This is a genomic window from Hymenobacter rubripertinctus (assembly GCF_003583925.1).
Classification (GTDB): domain Bacteria; phylum Bacteroidota; class Bacteroidia; order Cytophagales; family Hymenobacteraceae; genus Hymenobacter; species Hymenobacter rubripertinctus.
In genome coordinates this window covers 67739-85058 of record NZ_QYCN01000007.1, presented here as the reverse complement: position 1 = coordinate 85058, position 17320 = coordinate 67739, and the positions used below count along the sequence as shown (strand labels likewise).

General features: G+C 60.7%; 16 protein-coding genes and 1 tRNA gene. 8 read left to right on the top strand and 9 right to left on the bottom strand.

Translation table 11 applies throughout. From position 1 onward, the window contains the following. Window positions 1–384: 384 nt before the first annotated feature. From D0T11_RS06555 to accD, 5 genes are all read right to left on the bottom strand, one after another. A complete protein-coding gene (locus tag D0T11_RS06555; protein WP_119654980.1) occupies window positions 385–1368 on the bottom strand; it encodes a radical SAM protein in 984 nt (327 codons plus the stop codon). 317 nt (window positions 1369–1685) lie between these two features. Next, entirely contained in the window at window positions 1686–2447 is a 762-nt protein-coding gene (locus D0T11_RS06550; RefSeq protein ID WP_119654979.1) for an endonuclease III domain-containing protein, read from the bottom strand. Between the two features lie 109 nt (window positions 2448–2556). Beyond that, a complete protein-coding gene (locus D0T11_RS06545; RefSeq protein WP_119654978.1) occupies window positions 2557–3261 on the bottom strand; it encodes an OmpA family protein in 705 nt (234 codons plus the stop codon). Window positions 3262–3619: 358 nt separating this feature from the next. Then, window positions 3620–4363 carry an OmpA family protein gene (locus D0T11_RS06540; protein WP_245990644.1) on the bottom strand — a complete coding sequence of 248 codons (744 nt, stop codon included), beginning with the start codon at window positions 4361–4363 and terminating at the stop codon, window positions 3620–3622. Window positions 4364–4601: 238 nt separating this feature from the next. Beyond that, a complete protein-coding gene (gene accD / locus D0T11_RS06535; protein ID WP_119654977.1) occupies window positions 4602–5495 on the bottom strand; it encodes an acetyl-CoA carboxylase, carboxyltransferase subunit beta in 894 nt (297 codons plus the stop codon). Window positions 5496–5737: 242 nt separating this feature from the next. Between accD and D0T11_RS06530 the strand changes: the two genes are divergently transcribed. Beyond that, the gene (locus D0T11_RS06530) at window positions 5738–6748 is read left to right on the top strand and encodes an OmpA/MotB family protein (RefSeq protein ID WP_245990642.1); all 1011 of its coding nucleotides are present in this window, start codon (window positions 5738–5740) and stop codon (window positions 6746–6748) included. A gap of 118 nt (window positions 6749–6866) precedes the next feature. Here the strand turns inward: D0T11_RS06530 and D0T11_RS06525 are convergent, their stop codons facing one another. Beyond that, window positions 6867–7562: an SGNH/GDSL hydrolase family protein gene (locus D0T11_RS06525; protein WP_119654976.1), complete on the bottom strand. Its 696-nt coding sequence runs from the start codon at window positions 7560–7562 to the stop codon at window positions 6867–6869. Between the two features lie 211 nt (window positions 7563–7773). Continuing rightward, window positions 7774–7929 carry a hypothetical protein gene (locus tag D0T11_RS22465; protein ID WP_182888277.1) on the bottom strand — a complete coding sequence of 52 codons (156 nt, stop codon included), beginning with the start codon at window positions 7927–7929 and terminating at the stop codon, window positions 7774–7776. Between the two features lie 367 nt (window positions 7930–8296). Between D0T11_RS22465 and D0T11_RS06520 the strand changes: the two genes are divergently transcribed. Together D0T11_RS06520 and D0T11_RS06515 are read left to right on the top strand one after the other, a co-directional pair. After that, window positions 8297–9034 (top strand): hypothetical protein, encoded by a 738-nt coding sequence (locus D0T11_RS06520; protein WP_119654975.1) that lies wholly within the window; start codon window positions 8297–8299, stop codon window positions 9032–9034. Window positions 9035–9070: 36 nt separating this feature from the next. Then, window positions 9071–11599 carry a T9SS type A sorting domain-containing protein gene (locus tag D0T11_RS06515; RefSeq protein ID WP_119654974.1) on the top strand — a complete coding sequence of 843 codons (2529 nt, stop codon included), beginning with the start codon at window positions 9071–9073 and terminating at the stop codon, window positions 11597–11599. An 88-nt stretch (window positions 11600–11687) separates the two neighbouring features. Here D0T11_RS06515 and D0T11_RS06510 read toward each other — a convergent pair whose 3' ends face one another. Then, window positions 11688–12827, bottom strand: a complete 1140-nt coding sequence (locus D0T11_RS06510; protein ID WP_119654973.1) for a cystathionine gamma-synthase — start codon at window positions 12825–12827, stop codon at window positions 11688–11690. A 182-nt stretch (window positions 12828–13009) separates the two neighbouring features. On the opposite strand from D0T11_RS06510, the gene D0T11_RS06505 reads away from it, so the two are divergent. The 3 genes from D0T11_RS06505 to D0T11_RS06495 all read left to right on the top strand — a co-directional run bounded on the left by D0T11_RS06505 (window position 13010) and on the right by D0T11_RS06495 (window position 15398). Beyond that, the gene (locus tag D0T11_RS06505) at window positions 13010–13720 is read left to right on the top strand and encodes a TVP38/TMEM64 family protein (RefSeq protein ID WP_119654972.1); all 711 of its coding nucleotides are present in this window, start codon (window positions 13010–13012) and stop codon (window positions 13718–13720) included. Between the two features lie 147 nt (window positions 13721–13867). Continuing rightward, a tRNA-Arg gene (locus D0T11_RS06500) sits at window positions 13868–13941 on the top strand. Between the two features lie 158 nt (window positions 13942–14099). Next, window positions 14100–15398: a site-specific integrase gene (locus tag D0T11_RS06495; RefSeq protein ID WP_119654971.1), complete on the top strand. Its 1299-nt coding sequence runs from the start codon at window positions 14100–14102 to the stop codon at window positions 15396–15398. A gap of 161 nt (window positions 15399–15559) precedes the next feature. On the opposite strand, the gene D0T11_RS06490 is transcribed toward D0T11_RS06495, so the two are convergent. Next, a complete protein-coding gene (locus D0T11_RS06490) occupies window positions 15560–15760 on the bottom strand; it encodes a hypothetical protein (RefSeq protein ID WP_119654970.1) in 201 nt (66 codons plus the stop codon). 151 nt (window positions 15761–15911) lie between these two features. Here D0T11_RS06490 and D0T11_RS06485 point away from each other — a divergent pair, with 151 nt between their 5' ends. Both D0T11_RS06485 and D0T11_RS06480 read left to right on the top strand, forming a co-directional pair. After that, window positions 15912–16658 (top strand): hypothetical protein, encoded by a 747-nt coding sequence (locus D0T11_RS06485; RefSeq protein ID WP_119654969.1) that lies wholly within the window; start codon window positions 15912–15914, stop codon window positions 16656–16658. A 164-nt stretch (window positions 16659–16822) separates the two neighbouring features. Continuing rightward, the gene (locus tag D0T11_RS06480) at window positions 16823–17260 is read left to right on the top strand and encodes a hypothetical protein (protein WP_245990640.1); all 438 of its coding nucleotides are present in this window, start codon (window positions 16823–16825) and stop codon (window positions 17258–17260) included. Window positions 17261–17320: the final 60 nt, after the last annotated feature.

Below are 17320 nucleotides of genomic sequence, written 5' to 3'. Positions count from 1 at the left end.
GGCGCGGCCCGTCCAAGGCCCGGTTTACAGAGGTACGCTCCGCGCAGCACGACTTCCGGTTCCGATTATCTGGCAAGCACTGCCGCAGTTAGTGCACGCGGCAGTAGCCGGGGCATGAGTTTCGCCGGAGACGAGGCCGCCAAAAGGTAGGTTATTATTCTACTCCAGAAGAATAACCTACCTTCTTCGTAGCTTATTTTCTGCTTTCTGCACCATCGACTGCCCTCCCCGAAGCAGAGAAACAGCCGCCCTCACGAGCCGCCGCAACACCAGTGTTTGTGGAGGCAGCTGGCCGCCAAACCGGCCGCAGCGTTTGCCGCGGCGTAACGCCAACGGACCGCGCCACATGTCCCCCCCCTTCCCACCGCTTAGCTTCCTGCTTTTTCAGCTGAAAATCATCCGTTTCCAGGTGCCTTTTTCCCAGTTGTATTTGAGGGTGCTGGGCAGCGCCTGCCAGAAATATTTGCTGGTTTCGACGGCAAAGCTGGGCTGCATATAGCAGTTGATGGTGCAGCCCTCGCACTGGGGCAGCCGCCCTTCGAGGGCGGCCAGCTGCTGCACTTCGGCCGAATTATAGAGGTCGAAGAGCCGGCCTTGAACCGGAAATTTCTGTTCGCCCAGGTGGTAGCAGGGCAGCACCAGTTCGTTGGAGGGCGAAATAACCAGTGTGGTGCTGGCCGCCCGGCACACGGGCGCGGCCACATGGTTACCCCCGTCGCGGCGGAGCTGAATGAAGGCCTCATTCAAATAAACGCCCGGACGCTTGCCGAAGTCAGACAGGTAGTCCAGCTCGGCCTCCGTGAGCTGCCCACCCGCATCTACGCCGTTGTAGTCGAAAGCGGGGTTGAGAATGAGCACCAGCTTGTTGGGCCGGGTGATGTCGCGGTACACGTTTTCCAGGTCGGCCAGATTTTCCCGGAACACGGTGAACAGCACGTCGGGCCGCTCCCCCAGCTCGCGGGCCACCCGGATGCTTTCGAGCACGAAATCGAAACAGGCCACGCCCCGGCCCTTGTCGTGTACTTCCTTCTCGCTGGAATCAAGCGAGAAGTGCAGCATGTCCACTTTGCCGCGCAGCTTTTCGGCGTACTTGGGGTAGAGCAGGCAGTTGGTGGTGAGCGTCGTAATAAAGCCCATATCGTGGGCCAGGCCCACAAACTCATGAATCTGGCGGTGGAGCAGCGGCTCGCCCCCGGTAAAGTCGACCACCGATACGCCCAGTCGTTTCAGGTCGCGCAGGTTCTGCGCCACGTCCTCCAGCGTGATATAGGGCGAGGGTTTCTCCCAGATGTCACAGAAGGAGCACTTGGCATTACACCGGTACGTAACGTAGTAATTGCACAGGACCGGATGACGAACGAGGCGCATTTTTTAAGCTGTTAGCTGAGAGCTGTTGGCGATTAGCTCTGTTCAGGAATCCACGTAGCCAATAAGGTTCGGCAGGCAATCCACACCGCAAGCTACAACCAGCAGTTTTGGAACAACTCCCGAACGAAAGCTAATAGCTAACCAGGGCAAACGCATGAACAAATCGTCGAATACATTTGCCGCGTTTGAAGGCCCTTCAGGAAGGAGCGAGCCTAAGAATGGATTGCGCAAAAGTACCCTCACTCATCAGAAACGCCAGGGCTTCCTGTTCATGCGTTTGCCCTGATAGCTAACAGCTCTCAGCTAACAGCTCACAATCAGTGCGCCAACTCGCCCCAGGCTACTTCCCAGCGGGCGGGCGTGGCAGCCAGGGCCGCAGGGGTAGCGGGGCCATGGTGTTCGAGGTAGTAGTTGCAAAAGCCTTTGAGCGGACAGCGGGCGCAGTCGGGCTGGCTGAAGAAACACACCTTCTGGCCGTGCCAGTAGTTGTGCTTGTGGAAGTTGAGCAGCACCAGCGGGTCGGGGGGCAGCTGGGCCAGCAGCAGCTGGTGCGCTTTGTCGGCGGAGGTTTTCGGCCCGATCATCCCAACTCGCTGGGCAATGCGGTGGACGTGCGTATCCACGGGCAGCACGGGTTTGTGAAAGTTGAACAGCAGGACCAGCGAGGCCGTTTTCAGGCCGATGCCGGGCATATCGTGCAGCCACCGCATCCCCTCGGCGGTAGGCCACTGGGCCAGGAAGTCGAGCGCGAACTCGCCCCGTTCGGCCTTCACGCGCCGCAGAATTTCCTGAATGCGCGGAGCCTGGGTATCGGGCCAGCGGGTGGTTCGGATGGCGTGGGCCAGTTCGGCCGTCGGGGCAGCCAGCACCCCGGCCCAGTCGCCAAAAGCGGCCAGCATCCGGTCGTAGGCCAGTTCCTCATCGGCATGGGTAGTGCGATGCGACAGAACGGTGGATATCAGCTCCCGCATGGGCGAGCGGCGGGGTTTTTCCAACGTGAGCGGCGGATAAAAGCGCTGAAGCGCCTCGTAGTTGCGGAGGGTTTTCGCGGCGGCCGGGGCATCGTAGAGAACAGGCATAGTCGGTTGTACCACCGGCCAGGCCGCCGGGTTGCACCGGCTGGCCCATAAAAAAAGCGGTGGCCCCCMCCCGGGGGCCACCGCTCACCTATCAACACCTGACCGAAGCCTAGATGGTGCCTTTCTCAGCAGCCTTTTTCAGCTTTTCGTTGGCGAAGATGGCTACTTCCACCCGGCGGTTGGCTACCCGGCCGGTTTCCGTCGAGTTGTCCGCCACGGGCTGGGTCGAGCCGTAGCCCGTTACGGTGAACCGCGAGGCATCGACGCCCTGCTGCTGGGTGTAGTTGGCCACGGCCTGGGCCCGGCGCTGGGACAGCGGATTGTTGACGGCGTCGGAGCCGCTCGTGTCGGTGTGGCCCTCCACAATTACGTTGGTGTCGCCGTACTTGACGAGCGTTTTGGCCAGCTCCTGGATGTTGTTCTGGGCCGAAGCCGTGAGGGCCGAGGAGTTTTTGGCGAACAGCAAGCCCGAGTCGAAGGTAATTTTGATGCCTTCGCCCACGCGCTCTACCGTAGCACCGGCCATTTCGCGCTGCAACTCGGCCGCCTGCTTGTCCATGCGGCGGCCAATGAGGGCACCCCCGGCCCCCCCTACGGCCGCACCGATAATGGCCCCCTTGGCCGTGCCGGACTTGCCCCCGATTACGCGCCCCAGGATAGCCCCGCCGGCGGCTCCGCCCAGTCCGCCAATAATACCGCCCTTGGCAGTCTTGCTCCAGGGCTTCTTCGTGGTCGTGGTTTGGGCCTCGGCGAAATTGCCACCCAACAGCAGCATAGCCAGCAGCAGAATGAGGAGGGAACGAGAATTTTTCATGCAATAAAAGAAGAGAAGTGAAGGATGATTCAACGATGCACCATCAGGGCTGACTGCAATTTTGCGGGCAGTGGTCCGGGGTTGCGGCGGCAATTTGCAACCTCCTTGCCAGAAATTCAGAAGTCAGAAGAAAAATTACGCTGCGCAGCCCTCAACGGGTATCCACTCCCCGGCGGAGCCGGCTCCGCGCCCGGTAATAGCCCAGAAGACGAGTGGCTGGCAAACGACCTGACGTCAGCTGTTGAGCTAAAAAAAGTCCCTTTTCCAGTTTCTGTCAGTCAATGGCAGCTCCACATTGTCGGGCATAAAAAAAGCCTCCTCAGTTGAGGAAGCTTTTTTTGTGGGCCGGAAGGCTGAGTTACAGCGTGCCGTTTTCGGCAGCCTTCTTCATTTTGTCGTTGGCGAAGATGGCAATTTCCACGCGGCGGTTAGCCTGCTTGCCGGCTTCGGTGGTGTTGTCGGCAATCGGCTGGCTCGAACCGTAGCCCTGAGTAGTTACGCGCGAAGCATCCACGCCCTGCCCGATGGTGTAGTTGGCCACGGCCTGGGCCCGGCGCTGGGAGAGGGGGTTGTTGATGGCATCCGAACCGGAAGCATCGGTATGGCCTTCCACCAGCACATTGGTGTCGGGGTACTTCTTCAGCACTTCGGACATTTTCTGGATTTCCGACATCGAAGCCGCCCGCAGCTCGCTCTTGTTGGTGTCGAAGAGGATACCCGAGTCGAACGTAATTTTGATACCTTCCCCAACGCGCTCCACTTTGGCATTCTGCATGTCTTTTTGCAGATCCTCGGCTTGCTTATCCATTTTGCGGCCGATCAGAGCCCCGCCGGTACCGCCAACTGCTGCGCCGATGATGGCGCCTGCGGCCGTGCCGTTTTTGCCGCCGATTACGCGGCCCAGTACGCCCCCTACGATGGCCCCGCCGCCAGCGCCCAGCAGACCACCTTTGGCCGTTTTGCTCATGCCGGTTTTACGCGGCCCCGTGCCGTTGGTATCCGCTTCCGGGATGTTCGGGTTACGGGTCTGGGAAGTAGCGCAGGAGCTGATAAACAGCACCAGAGCCATCAGGAGGGTGAAAAGAGAATTACGAGAAGTCATAAAATTCAAAAGAAGGGTGAGAGAAAGAGCAATTGATTGGTTGGGGGTACTTACTGCGTTTGAAAGAAAAATGTTCGGCAAATATAGCTAACACGCTATACCGGAACCGGCAACAGACGTCCCAGCAAAGCTGGTTCCGGCAAAAAGCCCGTTAGGGACGCTACAAACGCCCCTAACGGGCCTGTTTCCAAAAAGAGTGCCGAAAACCGGCTGACGGGGGCCGGAAGTGCAGGCCTGCTTACCGCCGGGCAGCAACGGCCTCTGCCACAGGCTTTTTGGCCGGGGCTGGCTGGAGCATGGTCAGCAACTCAAACAACTGCTGCTTGAGCTCCTTACGGTCCACGATGAAATCGAGGAAACCGTGTTCGAGCACAAATTCGGCGCTCTGGAAGCCCTTGGGCAGGTCTTTGCCAATAGTTTCCTTGATGACGCGGGGGCCGGCAAACCCGATCAGAGCCCCCGGCTCAGCAATGTTGAAGTCGCCGAGCATGGCGAACGAGGCCGTTACGCCGCCCGTGGTGGGGTCGGTGAGCAGGGAAATGTAGGGCAAGCCGGCTTCGGAGAGCAACGCCAGCTTAGCGGAAGTCTTGGCCATCTGCATCAGCGAGAAGCCCGCTTCCATCATGCGCGCGCCGCCGGAACGGGAAATCATCAGGAAGGGCAGCCGGTTGCGGCGGGCATAATCGATGGCGCGGGCAATTTTTTCGCCCACCACCGAGCCCATTGAGCCCCCGATAAACTTGAAGTCCATGGCGGCCACTACCAGGCCCAGGCCGTTGAGCTGGCCGTGGGCCGTGCGAACGGCGTCGCGCAGGCCGGTGGCTGTTTCGGTGGCGGCCACCCGCTGCGGGTAGGCTTTGGTATCGACGAAGTTCAGGGGGTCGGCGGAACGCATATCCGCGTCCAACTCCTCGTACTGGTGATTATCGAAGAGAAACTCGAAGTAGTCGGCCGCGTTGATGCGGTCATGATAGCAGCAGTTGGCGCAGGTGTGGAGCAAGCGCTTGTGCTCGACCATGGTGGCCACCGTTTTGCACTCGGGGCACTTGTACCACAGGCCATCGGGCGTCTCCTTCTTGTGCTCCGTCGGGGTGACGATGCCTTTTTCTTTGCGCTTAAACCAGGACGACATAGGGTAGAACGTGAAATCAGGGAGAGGAAGTGGGGCATCCCGGGCCGGTGGGGCCATTTGCCAGGTGCAAGTTACGGCGGAATCCAAAAGTGTGAAACTAATGTGCAGGTGGGTGGCCACGAAATGGGCAAGCGCCTCGGGCCGGGCGCAGAGCTGTTGCCGCGCTACATCCGGCCGCAACATCTTACCTTGCTATGCGAAGCTGGTTGTTCGCCAGCCGCCTCCCCTAACCTCTCCCGACCGTGAAAAACTTCCCTACTACGCTGGCCCTGTTTGCGCTGTTGGCGGCTCCGGCCCTGCCTGGCTGCGTGGCCTCCAAGAAATACGACGACCTGCGCGCCCGCCAGTCGGCTACGGAGCAGGCCAAGAACGAGGCCGAGCGCCTGAACCGCCAGGCCACCACGGAGCTCAAGAAAGCGTCGGACGAGCTGGTGCAGCTGCGCCTCCAGAACCGCCGTCTCACCGACGACTCCACCGAAACCGGCCGCAACCTGGAGCGCACCCGCCAGCTCTACAACCAGCTCACCGACAGCTACGACCGGCTGCTGAAGAACTCGGACCGGGCCATGGCCAACAAAACGACCGACTACAACAAAGTATCTCAGGACTTGGCCCGCCGCGAGGCCGAGCTGGGCGAGCTGGACCAGAACCTGAGAAAGAGCCGGGCCGACATTGACCGGCTCAACCAGGACCTAACGGCCCGCGAAGCCAAGCTGGGCGAGCTGCAAAAAGCCCTGGCCGAGAAGGACCGGGCCGTGGATGCGCTCAAGGCCAGCGTGAGCAACGCCTTGCGCGGCTTTAAGGGCACCGACCTGCAAGTGGAAATGCGCAACGGCAAAGTGTACGTATCACTCTCGGAGCAACTGCTGTTCAAATCCGGCTCCACCCGCGTAGACCCCAAAGGCCAGGAGGCGCTCAAGCAGCTGGCCGCCGTGCTTCAGCAGCAGCCCGACGTGAACGTGGTGGTGGAAGGCCACACCGACAACGTACCCTTCAGCCGGGCCGCCGGGGCCATGCAGGACAACTGGGACCTGAGCGTGCTGCGGGCCACCGAAATTGCCCGCCTGCTCACTACCGGCGGCGTAGCGCCGGAGCGCGTTACGGCCTCGGGCCGCTCCCAGTATGTGCCCGTAGCCCCCAACTCCTCCCCCGAAAATAAGGCCCTCAACCGCCGCACCGAAATCATCCTCACGCCTAAGCTCAACGAGTTGTTCAAAATCCTGGACAGCAACTCGGCTTCGCAGGGCAAGTAGGTTTCATCCTTATAGACGCGGCAAAGCCCTTCTGGCCAGATGGTCAGAAGGGCTTTGCTGCGTTCAGAAGAAGCAGGTAAAAAAAACGGGGTTGACCAAAACCACTCCCCGGTGCCTGCTACTGCAACAGCGCCTGCACTACGGGCAGCGCGCGGCTGGCCCACTGGCGCATCTGGGAGCCGGAATAGTGCAGGCCGTCGGGCGCGAACTGGGTGGGGTCGGCGGTGCGGGTCAGGTCGGTGATATCGAGGAAGGCCACGCCGGCCTGCTGGCTTTCCTGCTGAGCCACAGCGTTGAACTGGTCGATTTGCTGGCTGATGCGCGCCTGATCGTAGCGCTGGGCGTAGGGTGAGCGGCCCCAGTCGGGGATGGAAAGCACGAACACCCGGCCCGGGCGGTTGCCGGCCAGCCGGATGCTGGTGTACAGCAGGTCGCGAAACTCGGTGCGGTAAGTAGCCAGGGGCAGCCCCCGAAACTGGTTGTTCACGCCAATCATGAGCGAAACCAACTCGTAGCTGGCCGGCGGATTAGCCAGCCGGATGGCCTGCTGCAGCTCAGCCGTCGTCCAGCCGGTTTGGGCAATGATGTCGGGGGTTTGCAGGCCCGGGGCCAGGTGGGCAAGCTGCACGCCCCAGCGGGCGGCGGTCGGTACGCGCTGCCCGATGGTGTAGGAATCGCCCAAGGACAGGAAGCGGATAGCCGCCGGGGCCGGCCCAGATGGGGTTGTTGGCAAAGCAGCCGGGGCCGGATCGGAGCCGCCGGAACCGCAGCCAACACCCAGAAGCAGAAAAGACAGGTACAGCAGCAGGCGCATGAGCAGGGGAAGCAGGTGTAGCGGGCACCTACGAACCTGCCTGTTACCCAGATTTTTGCCCGGCTTTCCCAGCGCGCTCCGCTAGGCAAGTGCGGGCTTGCTGTCGGTTGGGTTTCGCATTGAATCCGGAAAAGCACGCGGCGGTGGTGGGCATACGCCGGGCCAGCCAGTTGGGCCGCAGCACCCTAAGCGGCAGCAGCGCCCGGTCGAGCTACCGGGTCCGCCCGCATAGGCGGCTCATCATGATGGCGCCCGCGAAATCGAAGAGCAGCGTGGCTGGTTTCAGGCCGTGCTTGTAGTGACCTGTGGCCCAGCGCGACCAGCAATCAACGTCGTACCCGAAGCCGGCGCGGGCTACCAGGAGCACCAGCGGAACAAACGGGAGCCCCCAAAGCCAGGATTCCTGGTACGACGACGACTGCGTAGCAACACGGTAGAGGAGGGCTCAGAACCGACGGAAAGGTCTGGCCCAGCCGCAGGGGCTGGGGTGGGCCGCAACGGACGGGCCGGACCCTCCGGCGGTCGGTTGACCGGTTCTCATGGAAGCGCACTACGGACCTACTTATCCCGGCAATGCGGATGTTGGTGTAACAAATTTCAGGGCCGGTATTCTGGGCCCTACCTATGCTACCGCTTACCGCCAGCACCGGTCGAACCACGCGGCGGCGGAGTCTTTTGCCCTGTATTCAGTCCTTCTTCTCCTTACTTTCTACCCCATTTTCACCACTATCCGCATGCTCCGCAAACAATTACTCCGCTCGTTCCTGGTTGCCGCTGCCCTGGGGGGCGCCACCTCCGCCGCCCAGGCGCAGGGGCAGGAACAGAAAACGTATGCCAATAACTCGTTGAGTTCCCTGGGTATTGGTTCGGCCTATTCCACCAGTTTGTGGAGCTCGTCCTACATCGGCTTCAACCTCAACAAGCAGAATTACTGGAACAGCGACTGGAAAAGCTTTTCGGATGGCAGCAATAACGGGGCTTCCGCCATGGTGGGCGGCATCAATGGCTCGCTGATGTTTCTGACCCTGCCTACGGCGAATGGCTCGGCTGGTGGGCAGACCATTACCGATGTGAACATGCCCAGCCTGATACGCATGACGCTGCACGCCGACGGCCGCTTGCAGATCGGCAATAAACGCTCGGTTGGCATGCACTCCGACGCCAAGCTCTCGGTATACGGCAAAGTCACGGCAAGCTCGCTTTACATCCTGGCCGACAACCCCAGCAACTGGGCCGATTACGTGTTTGAGAAAGACTATCAGCTCACCCCTTTGCCCGAGCTGGAGGCCTACGTGCAGAAAAACAAGCACTTGCCCGAGGTGCCGACTACGGCCGACGTGACGGCCAACGGGGCCAACCTGGGCGAAATGAACGTACTGCTGCTCAAGAAAGTAGAAGAGCTGACCCTGCACCTGATCGACCTCAACAAGCAGGTGCAGCAACTTAAAGCCGACCAGGTGGCTGGTAAGTAAACCAGGGCTTTTGTCCTTCTAACAAGCACTTGGTCTATGAAAAATATCCACTCCTTACTGCTGTTGCTGCCCCTTGCCCTGGGCCTCAACGGCCCCCTGCACGCGCAGGCACCCTCCCCCTGCGGCACGGTAGCCCCCGCCGACATGACCAGCCGCAGCTTCGCGACCTGGGATTGGGAAACGCCCCGCTCCGGCCCTTCCGGCTCCCTGGACTACTGCCGTACCTGGGCCATCCGGCGCCCCAACCAACCCGATATTTCGGTGGTCGCTCCCTGGGAATCGGGCACCAGCGGCGTACTCCAGCAGCTGAACTACTCCCAGGACTATACCCGGGCCAAAGGCTGGGAGCTGCTGCGCGAAAACCTGGGTGCCCTCAACCCGGTTGGCACGCCCTATTTCATCCTCTACAACAAGTACACCGGCATGATCCGGGCGTTCTTCTACGTAGATACCAGCCAGGGTACCTTCATCAACGGCGCCCTGGTAACGATGAGCCACAGCAGCGTGAATGCCAACCGCAGCACCGGCGTGATGGCCCTGACCAACGAACTGCTGCTCACTGCCGACAGCTACTCGCAGCGCACCGACCTGAGCAGCGACATCGTGTCGTACGTAGCCAAGCTCAGCGGGCAAACCAACTGGCTCATGGCCGAATTCACGGCCGCCTACGACCCCAATGCCGGCAGCAGCCTGTTTGCCGGCAACGCGCTGGAATTTGCCGTGCATGGCATCGTCACCTCCGACATTAAGCTCAGCGGCAACCTGAGCTTCAAAACGGACGCCCAGGAAGACTATGCGTTTGCGGGGCAGAAGGGCACGATGGTGCAGGAGGACCCCTTGGCCGGCACCAAAAAGTTTCTGGCCAAAGGCAAGAAGCTGCTGGGCTCGGTGAAGCCCGAGGAAGCGGAAAAGTTCGTGAACAAGGTGCACGACAAAGCCAATAAGCTCCTGACTGCCCCCAGCTCCCAGCGCGCCGGCAACGAAAATATGCTCACGGTGTACAGCAAGGTGGCCCAGGCTACGCAAGCTGGGGGCGGCCTGCAAAAAACCATCAAAAACGTGCTCAACATTGCCGGCGGCGTCAGCACGGCGTTCGGCGTTATTGGCAGCGTGGTCGGTTTCCTGTGGCCCTCAGACGATGCCGCAGCCGAGCCCAAGGCGCCTCCCTTCACTCCCACCATTTCCAACGGTACCATCGCGCTGGAAGGCAGCATTACCACGCGCTATCCCATTGCCACGGTGCTGGTACAGGTGCCCGGCACCCAGCACCTGGGCTCAGGCTCTACCCAGACCTACTACGACTGCAAGCTCGGCATCTTCACCATCAAGAATATGCCGGTGCTCAACAAGCTGGCCTGGGACTACACTTCGGGGGAACTGAGCTACTACGACCCCTGCTACTACGAATACCAGGATGGGTGCCACGATGGCTGGGGAACCCGCCCGGCGTTCGACCGGCTGGAATCGTATCAGGTCAGCAACGATTTGATTGCGGCCTACAACAAGGCCGCCGGCCTGAACCTGACGTCGGTGGAAGCGGCGCTGGTAGCCGAGAATACGGGGGAGCCCTTTTATGCGGAGGGCATCTACGTTAACAGCAACAACACGGAATACCGCGACTCGCGCGACTACATGCAGACGCAGATTCAGGCGGGCGTTTTGCAGGTCGTCGATATTGACCCGGACAAGAACACGCATACGCTCCAAACGCCTTTCGTGAGCCTGGCCTGCTTCAAAAGCCTGACTATTACCGTGAAGCCCGGAGCCCGGGTCTTTGTGCGCGTCAAGGCCATCCTGCAACGGGCCGACCGCCCCAGCGACTCGCCCCCCGTGTACTACGTGCAGGACTACGCCGTCACGCTCAATACCACCAACGTGGTAGCCACCAACCTGCGTGGGGGCAACGAGCCGCCGTTTACGAACCTGGCCGCCGCCCTCGACCCCACCAGGACGGACGTGGAGCTGAACGACTACACCGGCACCTCTACCCGGTATACGACGCCCGCTGTTACCCAGGGGCTCAAGAGTGTAACCGCCTCGAACTTCGATTATGCCTATGGCCTGACGACCACCCGCACAATTGACCACCCCGGCAGCCCGGGCGTCTCGAAGTTTCTGGCCGGTGACTTCATCGGTCTTGGAGCTGGCTTCCAGGTAACGCCGGGCACCAACTTCGTTGCCCTGCCCACGCTGGTCGAACAGCTCACCTGCGGGCCGTTGCAGGTCGAATCGACCACGCCGGGCTCCTGCCCCTACAACACGGGGGCTTACTCGCGGCCTATGGCTACGCAGCAGCAGCAGCAGGAGTCACCGGCCATCAACGATTTCACAGCGTATCCCAATCCAACAACCGGTATCGTCAATCTGGACATCAGTGGCCTCACGAAGGGTGCAGCTCTCGTGCAGGTATATAATGCCTACGGTGGCCTGGTAAAGCAACTGGAGCCATTGCGGGCAAGCTCCAAGCAGGTTTCACTGAATCTGGCGGGCTTACCCACGGGCATCTACATTGTTAATGTGACGGTGAATAAGCGGGTCATCAGTAAAAAGGTGGTGCTCCAGTAACCTCACTTTAGCCCACCAGGCTTACCGAAACATGAAAGCGCCCACTCAAGTTGAGTGGGCGCTTTCATGTTTCGGTAAGCCTGGTGCCTTAGCCGATGGCCTGCTTGAGGTCGGCAATCAGGTCCTCAACGTCCTCAATGCCCACGCTCAGGCGGATAAGTGAGTCGGAGAGGCCGGATTTGCGGCGCTGCTCGGCCGGGATGCTGGCGTGCGTCATGCTGGCGGGGTGGCCCGAGAGGCTTTCCACGCCGCCCAGGCTTTCGGCCAGCGTGAAGAGCTCGAATTTTTCGAGCACCGCAATGGCGTCGGCCTGCTTATCGCCCTTGAGCACGAACGAGAGCATGCCACCGAAGTCGCGCATTTGCTTGGCGGCCACGGCGTGGTTGCGGTGGCTTTCGAGGCCGGGCCAGAACACCTTGTCCACTTTGGGGTGGGCGTTGAGGTATTCGGCTACTTTACGGCCGTTTTCGCAGTGGCGCTGCATGCGCACGTGCAGGGTTTTAAGCCCCCGCAGCACCAAAAAGCAGTCCTGGGGACCGGGTGTGCCGCCGCAGGAATTCTGGTAGAAGGCCAGCCGCTCGTTCAGCTCGTCGTCGTTCACCACCAGCGCGCCCATCACCGTGTCGGAGTGGCCGCCCATGTACTTGGTAAGCGAGTAAATGATGATATCAGCGCCCAGATCGAGCGGGTTCTGCAGGTAGGGCGTCGAAAAGGTGTTATCGACCACCAGCAGGGCCCCGGCCTTTTTGGCCACGGCTGCCGCGGCGGCAATATCAATCACGTTGAGTAGCGGGTTGCTGGGCGTTTCCACCCAAATCATCTTGGTGCGCTCGGTTACGGCGGCTTCCACGGCCGTCATGTCGTGCATGGGCACGAAGTGGAAGTTGATGCCGTAGGGCGCGTACACCTTCGTGAAGAGGCGGTAGGAGCCGCCGTACAAATCGTCAGTGCAAATCACCTCGTCGCCGGGCTGGAGCAGCTTAATGGCGCAGTCGATGGCGGCCATGCCGGAGGCGAAAGCCAGGCCGTGCTTGCCGTTGTCGAGGGCGGCCAGCGCATCCTGGAGCTGGCTGCGGGTGGGGTTGTGGGTGCGGGAGTATTCGAAGCCCTTGTTTTGGCCCGGGGAGGTCTGAACGTAGGTGGAAGTCTGGTATATGGGCGTCATGATGGCCCCGGTGGCGGGGTCCGGGTGCACGCCGGCATGGATGGCTTTGGTTCCGAATTTCATACGGGATGAAGTAGGTAAGCGGGTGGCAGATCAGTTACGGGACAAAGGTACGAGGCTTTGGGAGAGTGGTTTTTTTTGCCGGACTTGCTGGCCGGGCGCACAACCGGGCAGCCTTCGCGGCCATTCTTACGTTCTTAGCTTCGGGCCGGCCCGCATTTGGCCAGCCCGTTTGCCAGCCGTCTATGTCGTTTCTGAAAGAGCTGTTTCAGCAGAATACCTCCACCCTTGTTTCTTTGCTGCTGCTCACGCTGCTGCCGCTCGTCGGCGACAGTGTGCTGACCTGGACGTTGCACGAGCACCAGGACTGGCTCACGAATCCCGGCCCCGGGCAGATGGTGCTCTACTTCGTGGTTGTGGCCGCCACCATGACGCTCTCGCTGACCCATACTACCGTGGTGGTGCTGGTTACGGCCTTTTTCTTCGGCTGGCAGGGTTTTCCGGGGATGCTGCTCACCTACATGCTGGCCGCCTACGGGGGGTATCTCATCGCGCAGTCCCTGGATAAAGGCAAGCTCATCCGGCTCCTGGAGCGGTTTCCGAAGGCCCACGCCGTGATGAGCGAACTGCGGGCCGACAGCTGGCGGCTGGTACTGCTCACCCGCCTCTCGCCGGTGCTGCCCTTCGCCCTCATCACGTTCATTCTCACGGTAGTGGGCGTTCCGAAACGGCAGTTTCTAACGGCTTCGGTGGTGGGAATGCTGCCGCGCACCCTGTTCTTCTACTGGCTCGGCACCAAAGCCCAGGACGTGCTCCAGCTCATCCAGGACCCCGACACCGGCACGGCCGGCAAAGTATTGGTGGTGCTGTTGATGGCCGTGTCGTTGTTCGGGCTCTACTTCCTCTTCACCCGGGCCATGCGACGGGTATTGCGGCAGGATGCGCAAACAGATTGAAAAAATTCCGACTGTATGTCAGCATCTTGTGGGTGCGGCCGCGCATGAGCCGTCATTTTTTTAGCTCCCGGCTTGCGCCGCCCGGTTTTTCCCTGCTATCTTTGCACAACCAAAACGGAAAAACGCTTCCGGTTCGCGGTGAAAATTGGTTGCGTAGCTCAATTGGATAGAGCATCTGACTACGAATCAGAAGGTTTAAGGTTCGACTCCTTACGTGACCACATTTAATTACCCCCGGAAACCCCGGAAAGTCGCTTATCAGGTAACTGAAGCGGTTTTCCGGGGTTTTTGCGTTTGGTCCGGATTGCCTTTACTACCTGGTTTCACCTTATCTAAACCCCCAAATGCGCCCCCAATCACACCCCCAATCCCAACCCCCATGACGGTACAATTTGAACGCCGCACTGATCGGCCGGATGCAGCCGGGCGCTGCACCATTCACCTGCGGGCTTATTTCGACGGGCAGCGCCTGCGTCTGGTAACCCGTGAAAAATGCCTGGCCTCGGAGTGGCAGACCGACAAACAGAAGTTTCGGCGCTCCAAGCCCGGTTTTCAGGAAGCCAACGAATACCTGGACAGCCTGGCGGCGCGGGTGCAGGCGGCTTACCGGCAGCTGCGCACCTCGGGCATCGAGCCCACGCCAGCTGACCTAAAGGCGTTCCTGGCCCCTCCTCCCCCCGTCGAAAAGCCGAAGGAGGCGGCGGTGCCCCCACTGATAGCGCTGTTTGATGAGTACCGCCTGGCCCTGGCGGCGCGGGGGCGGCGGGCCAGCACGCTGAAGGGCGTAAAAACTACGCGCAACCTGATGGAGCAATTTGAGGGGAAGCTAAAGCGCAAGCTGACGTTGGCAGCCTATGATGTGGCCATGCACGACCAGCTGCTAACGTTCCTGCGAAATGAGAAGAAGCTGGCGCAAAATTCCATCTGGAAAGTCGTCAAGCATATTAAAGCTATGCTGGCTTACCTCGGGGAAGACCGGGGGCTGACGCTGGCCCTGAAGGTGCGGCAGCTGAAAGCAGCGTGGGTGGACGTGGACAAGGTCTACTTGTTGGCCTCGGACCTTAAATTATTGGAAGTGGCCCCGATGCCAGCGGGGCTGGGGCGGACGCGGGACGCCTTTCTATTCTGCTGTTACACCGGACTGCGCTACTCGGACCTGGCCGAGCTGCGCGAAGGGAATTTGCACGAATGGAGCGGGGCGCGGGTGCTACGGCTGACCCAAACCAAAACGCGCACGTCGGTAAGCATCTACCTGACGGCGGCGGCCTCGGCGCTGCTGGATAAGTATGAGGGAACGGGGGTGCGTCTGATGCCGGTGATGACCAATCAGGTGATGAACCGGAATTTAAAGAAAATCAGTGCGCTGGCGGGGCTGCGGGAGATGGTGGAAGTGGTGACTACGGAGCTGGGTGAGGTGGTGAAGCGGCAGGTACCCAAGTACGAGCTGGTGACGATGCACACGGCGCGCCACACGTTTGCCACGCAAAGCCTGTTGCGGGGCATGGCGATGGAAGTATTGCAGAAGGTGATGGGCCATACCCGAATCCAGACGACTATGATTTACGCCAAGATTGTCGAGGATTTCCAGCATCAGGAGATGCGGCGGATTTGGGATGGGGAGACGGTAGCGGCTGTTGCTGCCGTGCCGGAAGTTTGCCAGGTGCTGGTGGCCGCTTAGAGGCGCTAGCTGACGAGCGGGTCTTATACAAAAACGCCCGGCCGGAGCTTGCTCTGGGCCGGGCGTTTTTGTGGGCAGCAGCTGAGGAGCGCGGCGCGTGACGGATAGGGCTTAGCCAGGGCGGAGATACGGGCGAGCTACGGGGCAGCTGCGGCGGGCGGTTACGCGGACCCTGGATTAAGGGCCCGGGAAACTTCGGCCTCATCGAGGCCGGTAAGGCGGCAGAAGTCCTGCACTGATACCAGCGCCCCGGCCGGCTTGCCGGCGGCCTGACGGGCGCGGCGCACGAGCCGCTTGGCGGCATCGTAGCTGCGGCCGGTGAGCTGGGCCACGTCTTTCGGGTAGATGCAGATGCGGGGCATGGGGGKGGCTGGGGGTAAACCGGGTTAGTTCGGGCGCCGGGCTTGCTTAGTCAAAAATAGTAGATGAATTTTAGTTCACAATTGGAAACAGGTCTATTTACAGGGCCTGGGCTACAATTAGAATCATTCACTTCATCAACTATTTTTCACCATGGCACAACAAACCGGTATTTTAGGCATTCAGGGCACCGTCGGGGGCCTCGTGTTTGCCAAAGACGGAAGCATCCGGCAGAAGCCGGCTTCCAACAAAGCCAAGTACCTGACGGCGGCCAGCATGGCCCGTACCCGGGAGAACACGGCGGAATTTGGCCAGGCGGCCAAGTATAGCAAGGCAGTGCGCGACTCGCTACGCGTGGCCATTGCCTCGGCCAGCGACAGCCGCGTGGCCTCGCGCCTCACCAAGCTGATGCGCGAGGTCATTGGCTTGGACGACACGAATGACCGGGGCCAGCGGGTGTTCGACACCAGCAACTCGGCCCCGCTGCTCGGCTTCAACTTCAACGCGGACGCCGGCATCGGGCAGACGATGTATTTCCCCTACGAGGTGACGGGTAACGGCGCGGACGTGACGATGACCATCCCGAGCCTGAACCCGACCAGCGACATTGCCGCTCCGCAGGGGACGACGCACTTCGAGGTGGTCTTCGCGGTATCGTCGGTGGATATGGAGACGCTGACCTTTACGAATGCCGTGGTGGCGGCCCCGCTCGGCATCCTGGCGGTGAACAGCGGGGCCCTGGCCAATCAGACAGTAGTAGCAACATTGCCGGCGATTCCGCCCGCGGCTAACCTGGTAGTGGCCGTGGTAGGCATCAACTTCTACCAGCAGGTAAACGGCAAGTTCTACCCGCTCAATAACAACAGCACCAACCCGCTGGCTATTGAGTACGTGGCCTAACGGCAGAAGCAAGAGGTGGGAAGCGAGAAGTCAGGGCCACCTACCGGCTTGCTTCTGCTTCTCACCTCTGCTGTTTGACCGCCTTGCATTTGTCTCACTTCTCACCCCTCCTATCTCCCTTCATTATGGCACTTACGGCCTATCAATTGCAATTCAAGCGGCGCATGAAGCGCGCTATTCGCCAGCGGGCCAAGTCGGACCAGAAAGCCCGCCGCTATGCTCAGCTGCTGGCCGACGCGTTGCGGCTCAGCCAGGACGCGGCGGCTCAGATGAACGCGCTGAACAGCCTCTACAACGTGGACGTGAGCACCCAGACGCTGCTCGTGCATGACCTGCTCGACGTGCTGCAACCCGACCAGCTGACGGGGCTGCTGGGCCAGAGTACACCGGGTGAGGAAGAGCAGCTCTTCAATCTGATACCGGACGGTAACGGTGGGCAGCCGTTGCCAGAGAACCCGCTATTTGGGGAATTGGCGGCGGGTACGCCCATTATTCCGCCCGTTCAGGCTGCAAAGAGGCTAACAGCACAACCTAGCATTGATAAACACCCTACTGGGGCCGGTGGACAAGCCGCTGAGAATGTGGCAGCAGCTGAAATCTAGAGGGTAGGGTTTGAACTTAGTCACCGTAAAGGCCGGCTCCTGTCAGGAGCCGGCCTTTGC

Coding starts and splice junctions, on each gene's coding strand:
- D0T11_RS06555 (WP_119654980.1), bottom strand. CDS start 1,368: ATGCGCCTCGTTCGTCATCCGGTCCTGTGCAATTACTACGTTACGTAC.
- D0T11_RS06550 (WP_119654979.1), bottom strand. CDS start 2,447: ATGCCTGTTCTCTACGATGCCCCGGCCGCCGCGAAAACCCTCCGCAAC.
- D0T11_RS06545 (WP_119654978.1), bottom strand. CDS start 3,261: ATGAAAAATTCTCGTTCCCTCCTCATTCTGCTGCTGGCTATGCTGCTG.
- D0T11_RS06540 (WP_245990644.1), bottom strand. CDS start 4,363: ATGACTTCTCGTAATTCTCTTTTCACCCTCCTGATGGCTCTGGTGCTG.
- accD (WP_119654977.1), bottom strand. CDS start 5,495: ATGTCGTCCTGGTTTAAGCGCAAAGAAAAAGGCATCGTCACCCCGACG.
- D0T11_RS06525 (WP_119654976.1), bottom strand. CDS start 7,562: ATGCGCCTGCTGCTGTACCTGTCTTTTCTGCTTCTGGGTGTTGGCTGC.
- D0T11_RS06520 (WP_119654975.1), top strand. CDS start 8,297: ATGCTCCGCAAACAATTACTCCGCTCGTTCCTGGTTGCCGCTGCCCTG.
- D0T11_RS06515 (WP_119654974.1), top strand. CDS start 9,071: ATGAAAAATATCCACTCCTTACTGCTGTTGCTGCCCCTTGCCCTGGGC.
- D0T11_RS06510 (WP_119654973.1), bottom strand. CDS start 12,827: ATGAAATTCGGAACCAAAGCCATCCATGCCGGCGTGCACCCGGACCCC.
- D0T11_RS06505 (WP_119654972.1), top strand. CDS start 13,010: ATGTCGTTTCTGAAAGAGCTGTTTCAGCAGAATACCTCCACCCTTGTT.
- D0T11_RS06495 (WP_119654971.1), top strand. CDS start 14,100: ATGACGGTACAATTTGAACGCCGCACTGATCGGCCGGATGCAGCCGGG.
- D0T11_RS06490 (WP_119654970.1), bottom strand. CDS start 15,760: ATGCCCCGCATCTGCATCTACCCGAAAGACGTGGCCCAGCTCACCGGC.
- D0T11_RS06485 (WP_119654969.1), top strand. CDS start 15,912: ATGGCACAACAAACCGGTATTTTAGGCATTCAGGGCACCGTCGGGGGC.
- D0T11_RS06480 (WP_245990640.1), top strand. CDS start 16,823: ATGAAGCGCGCTATTCGCCAGCGGGCCAAGTCGGACCAGAAAGCCCGC.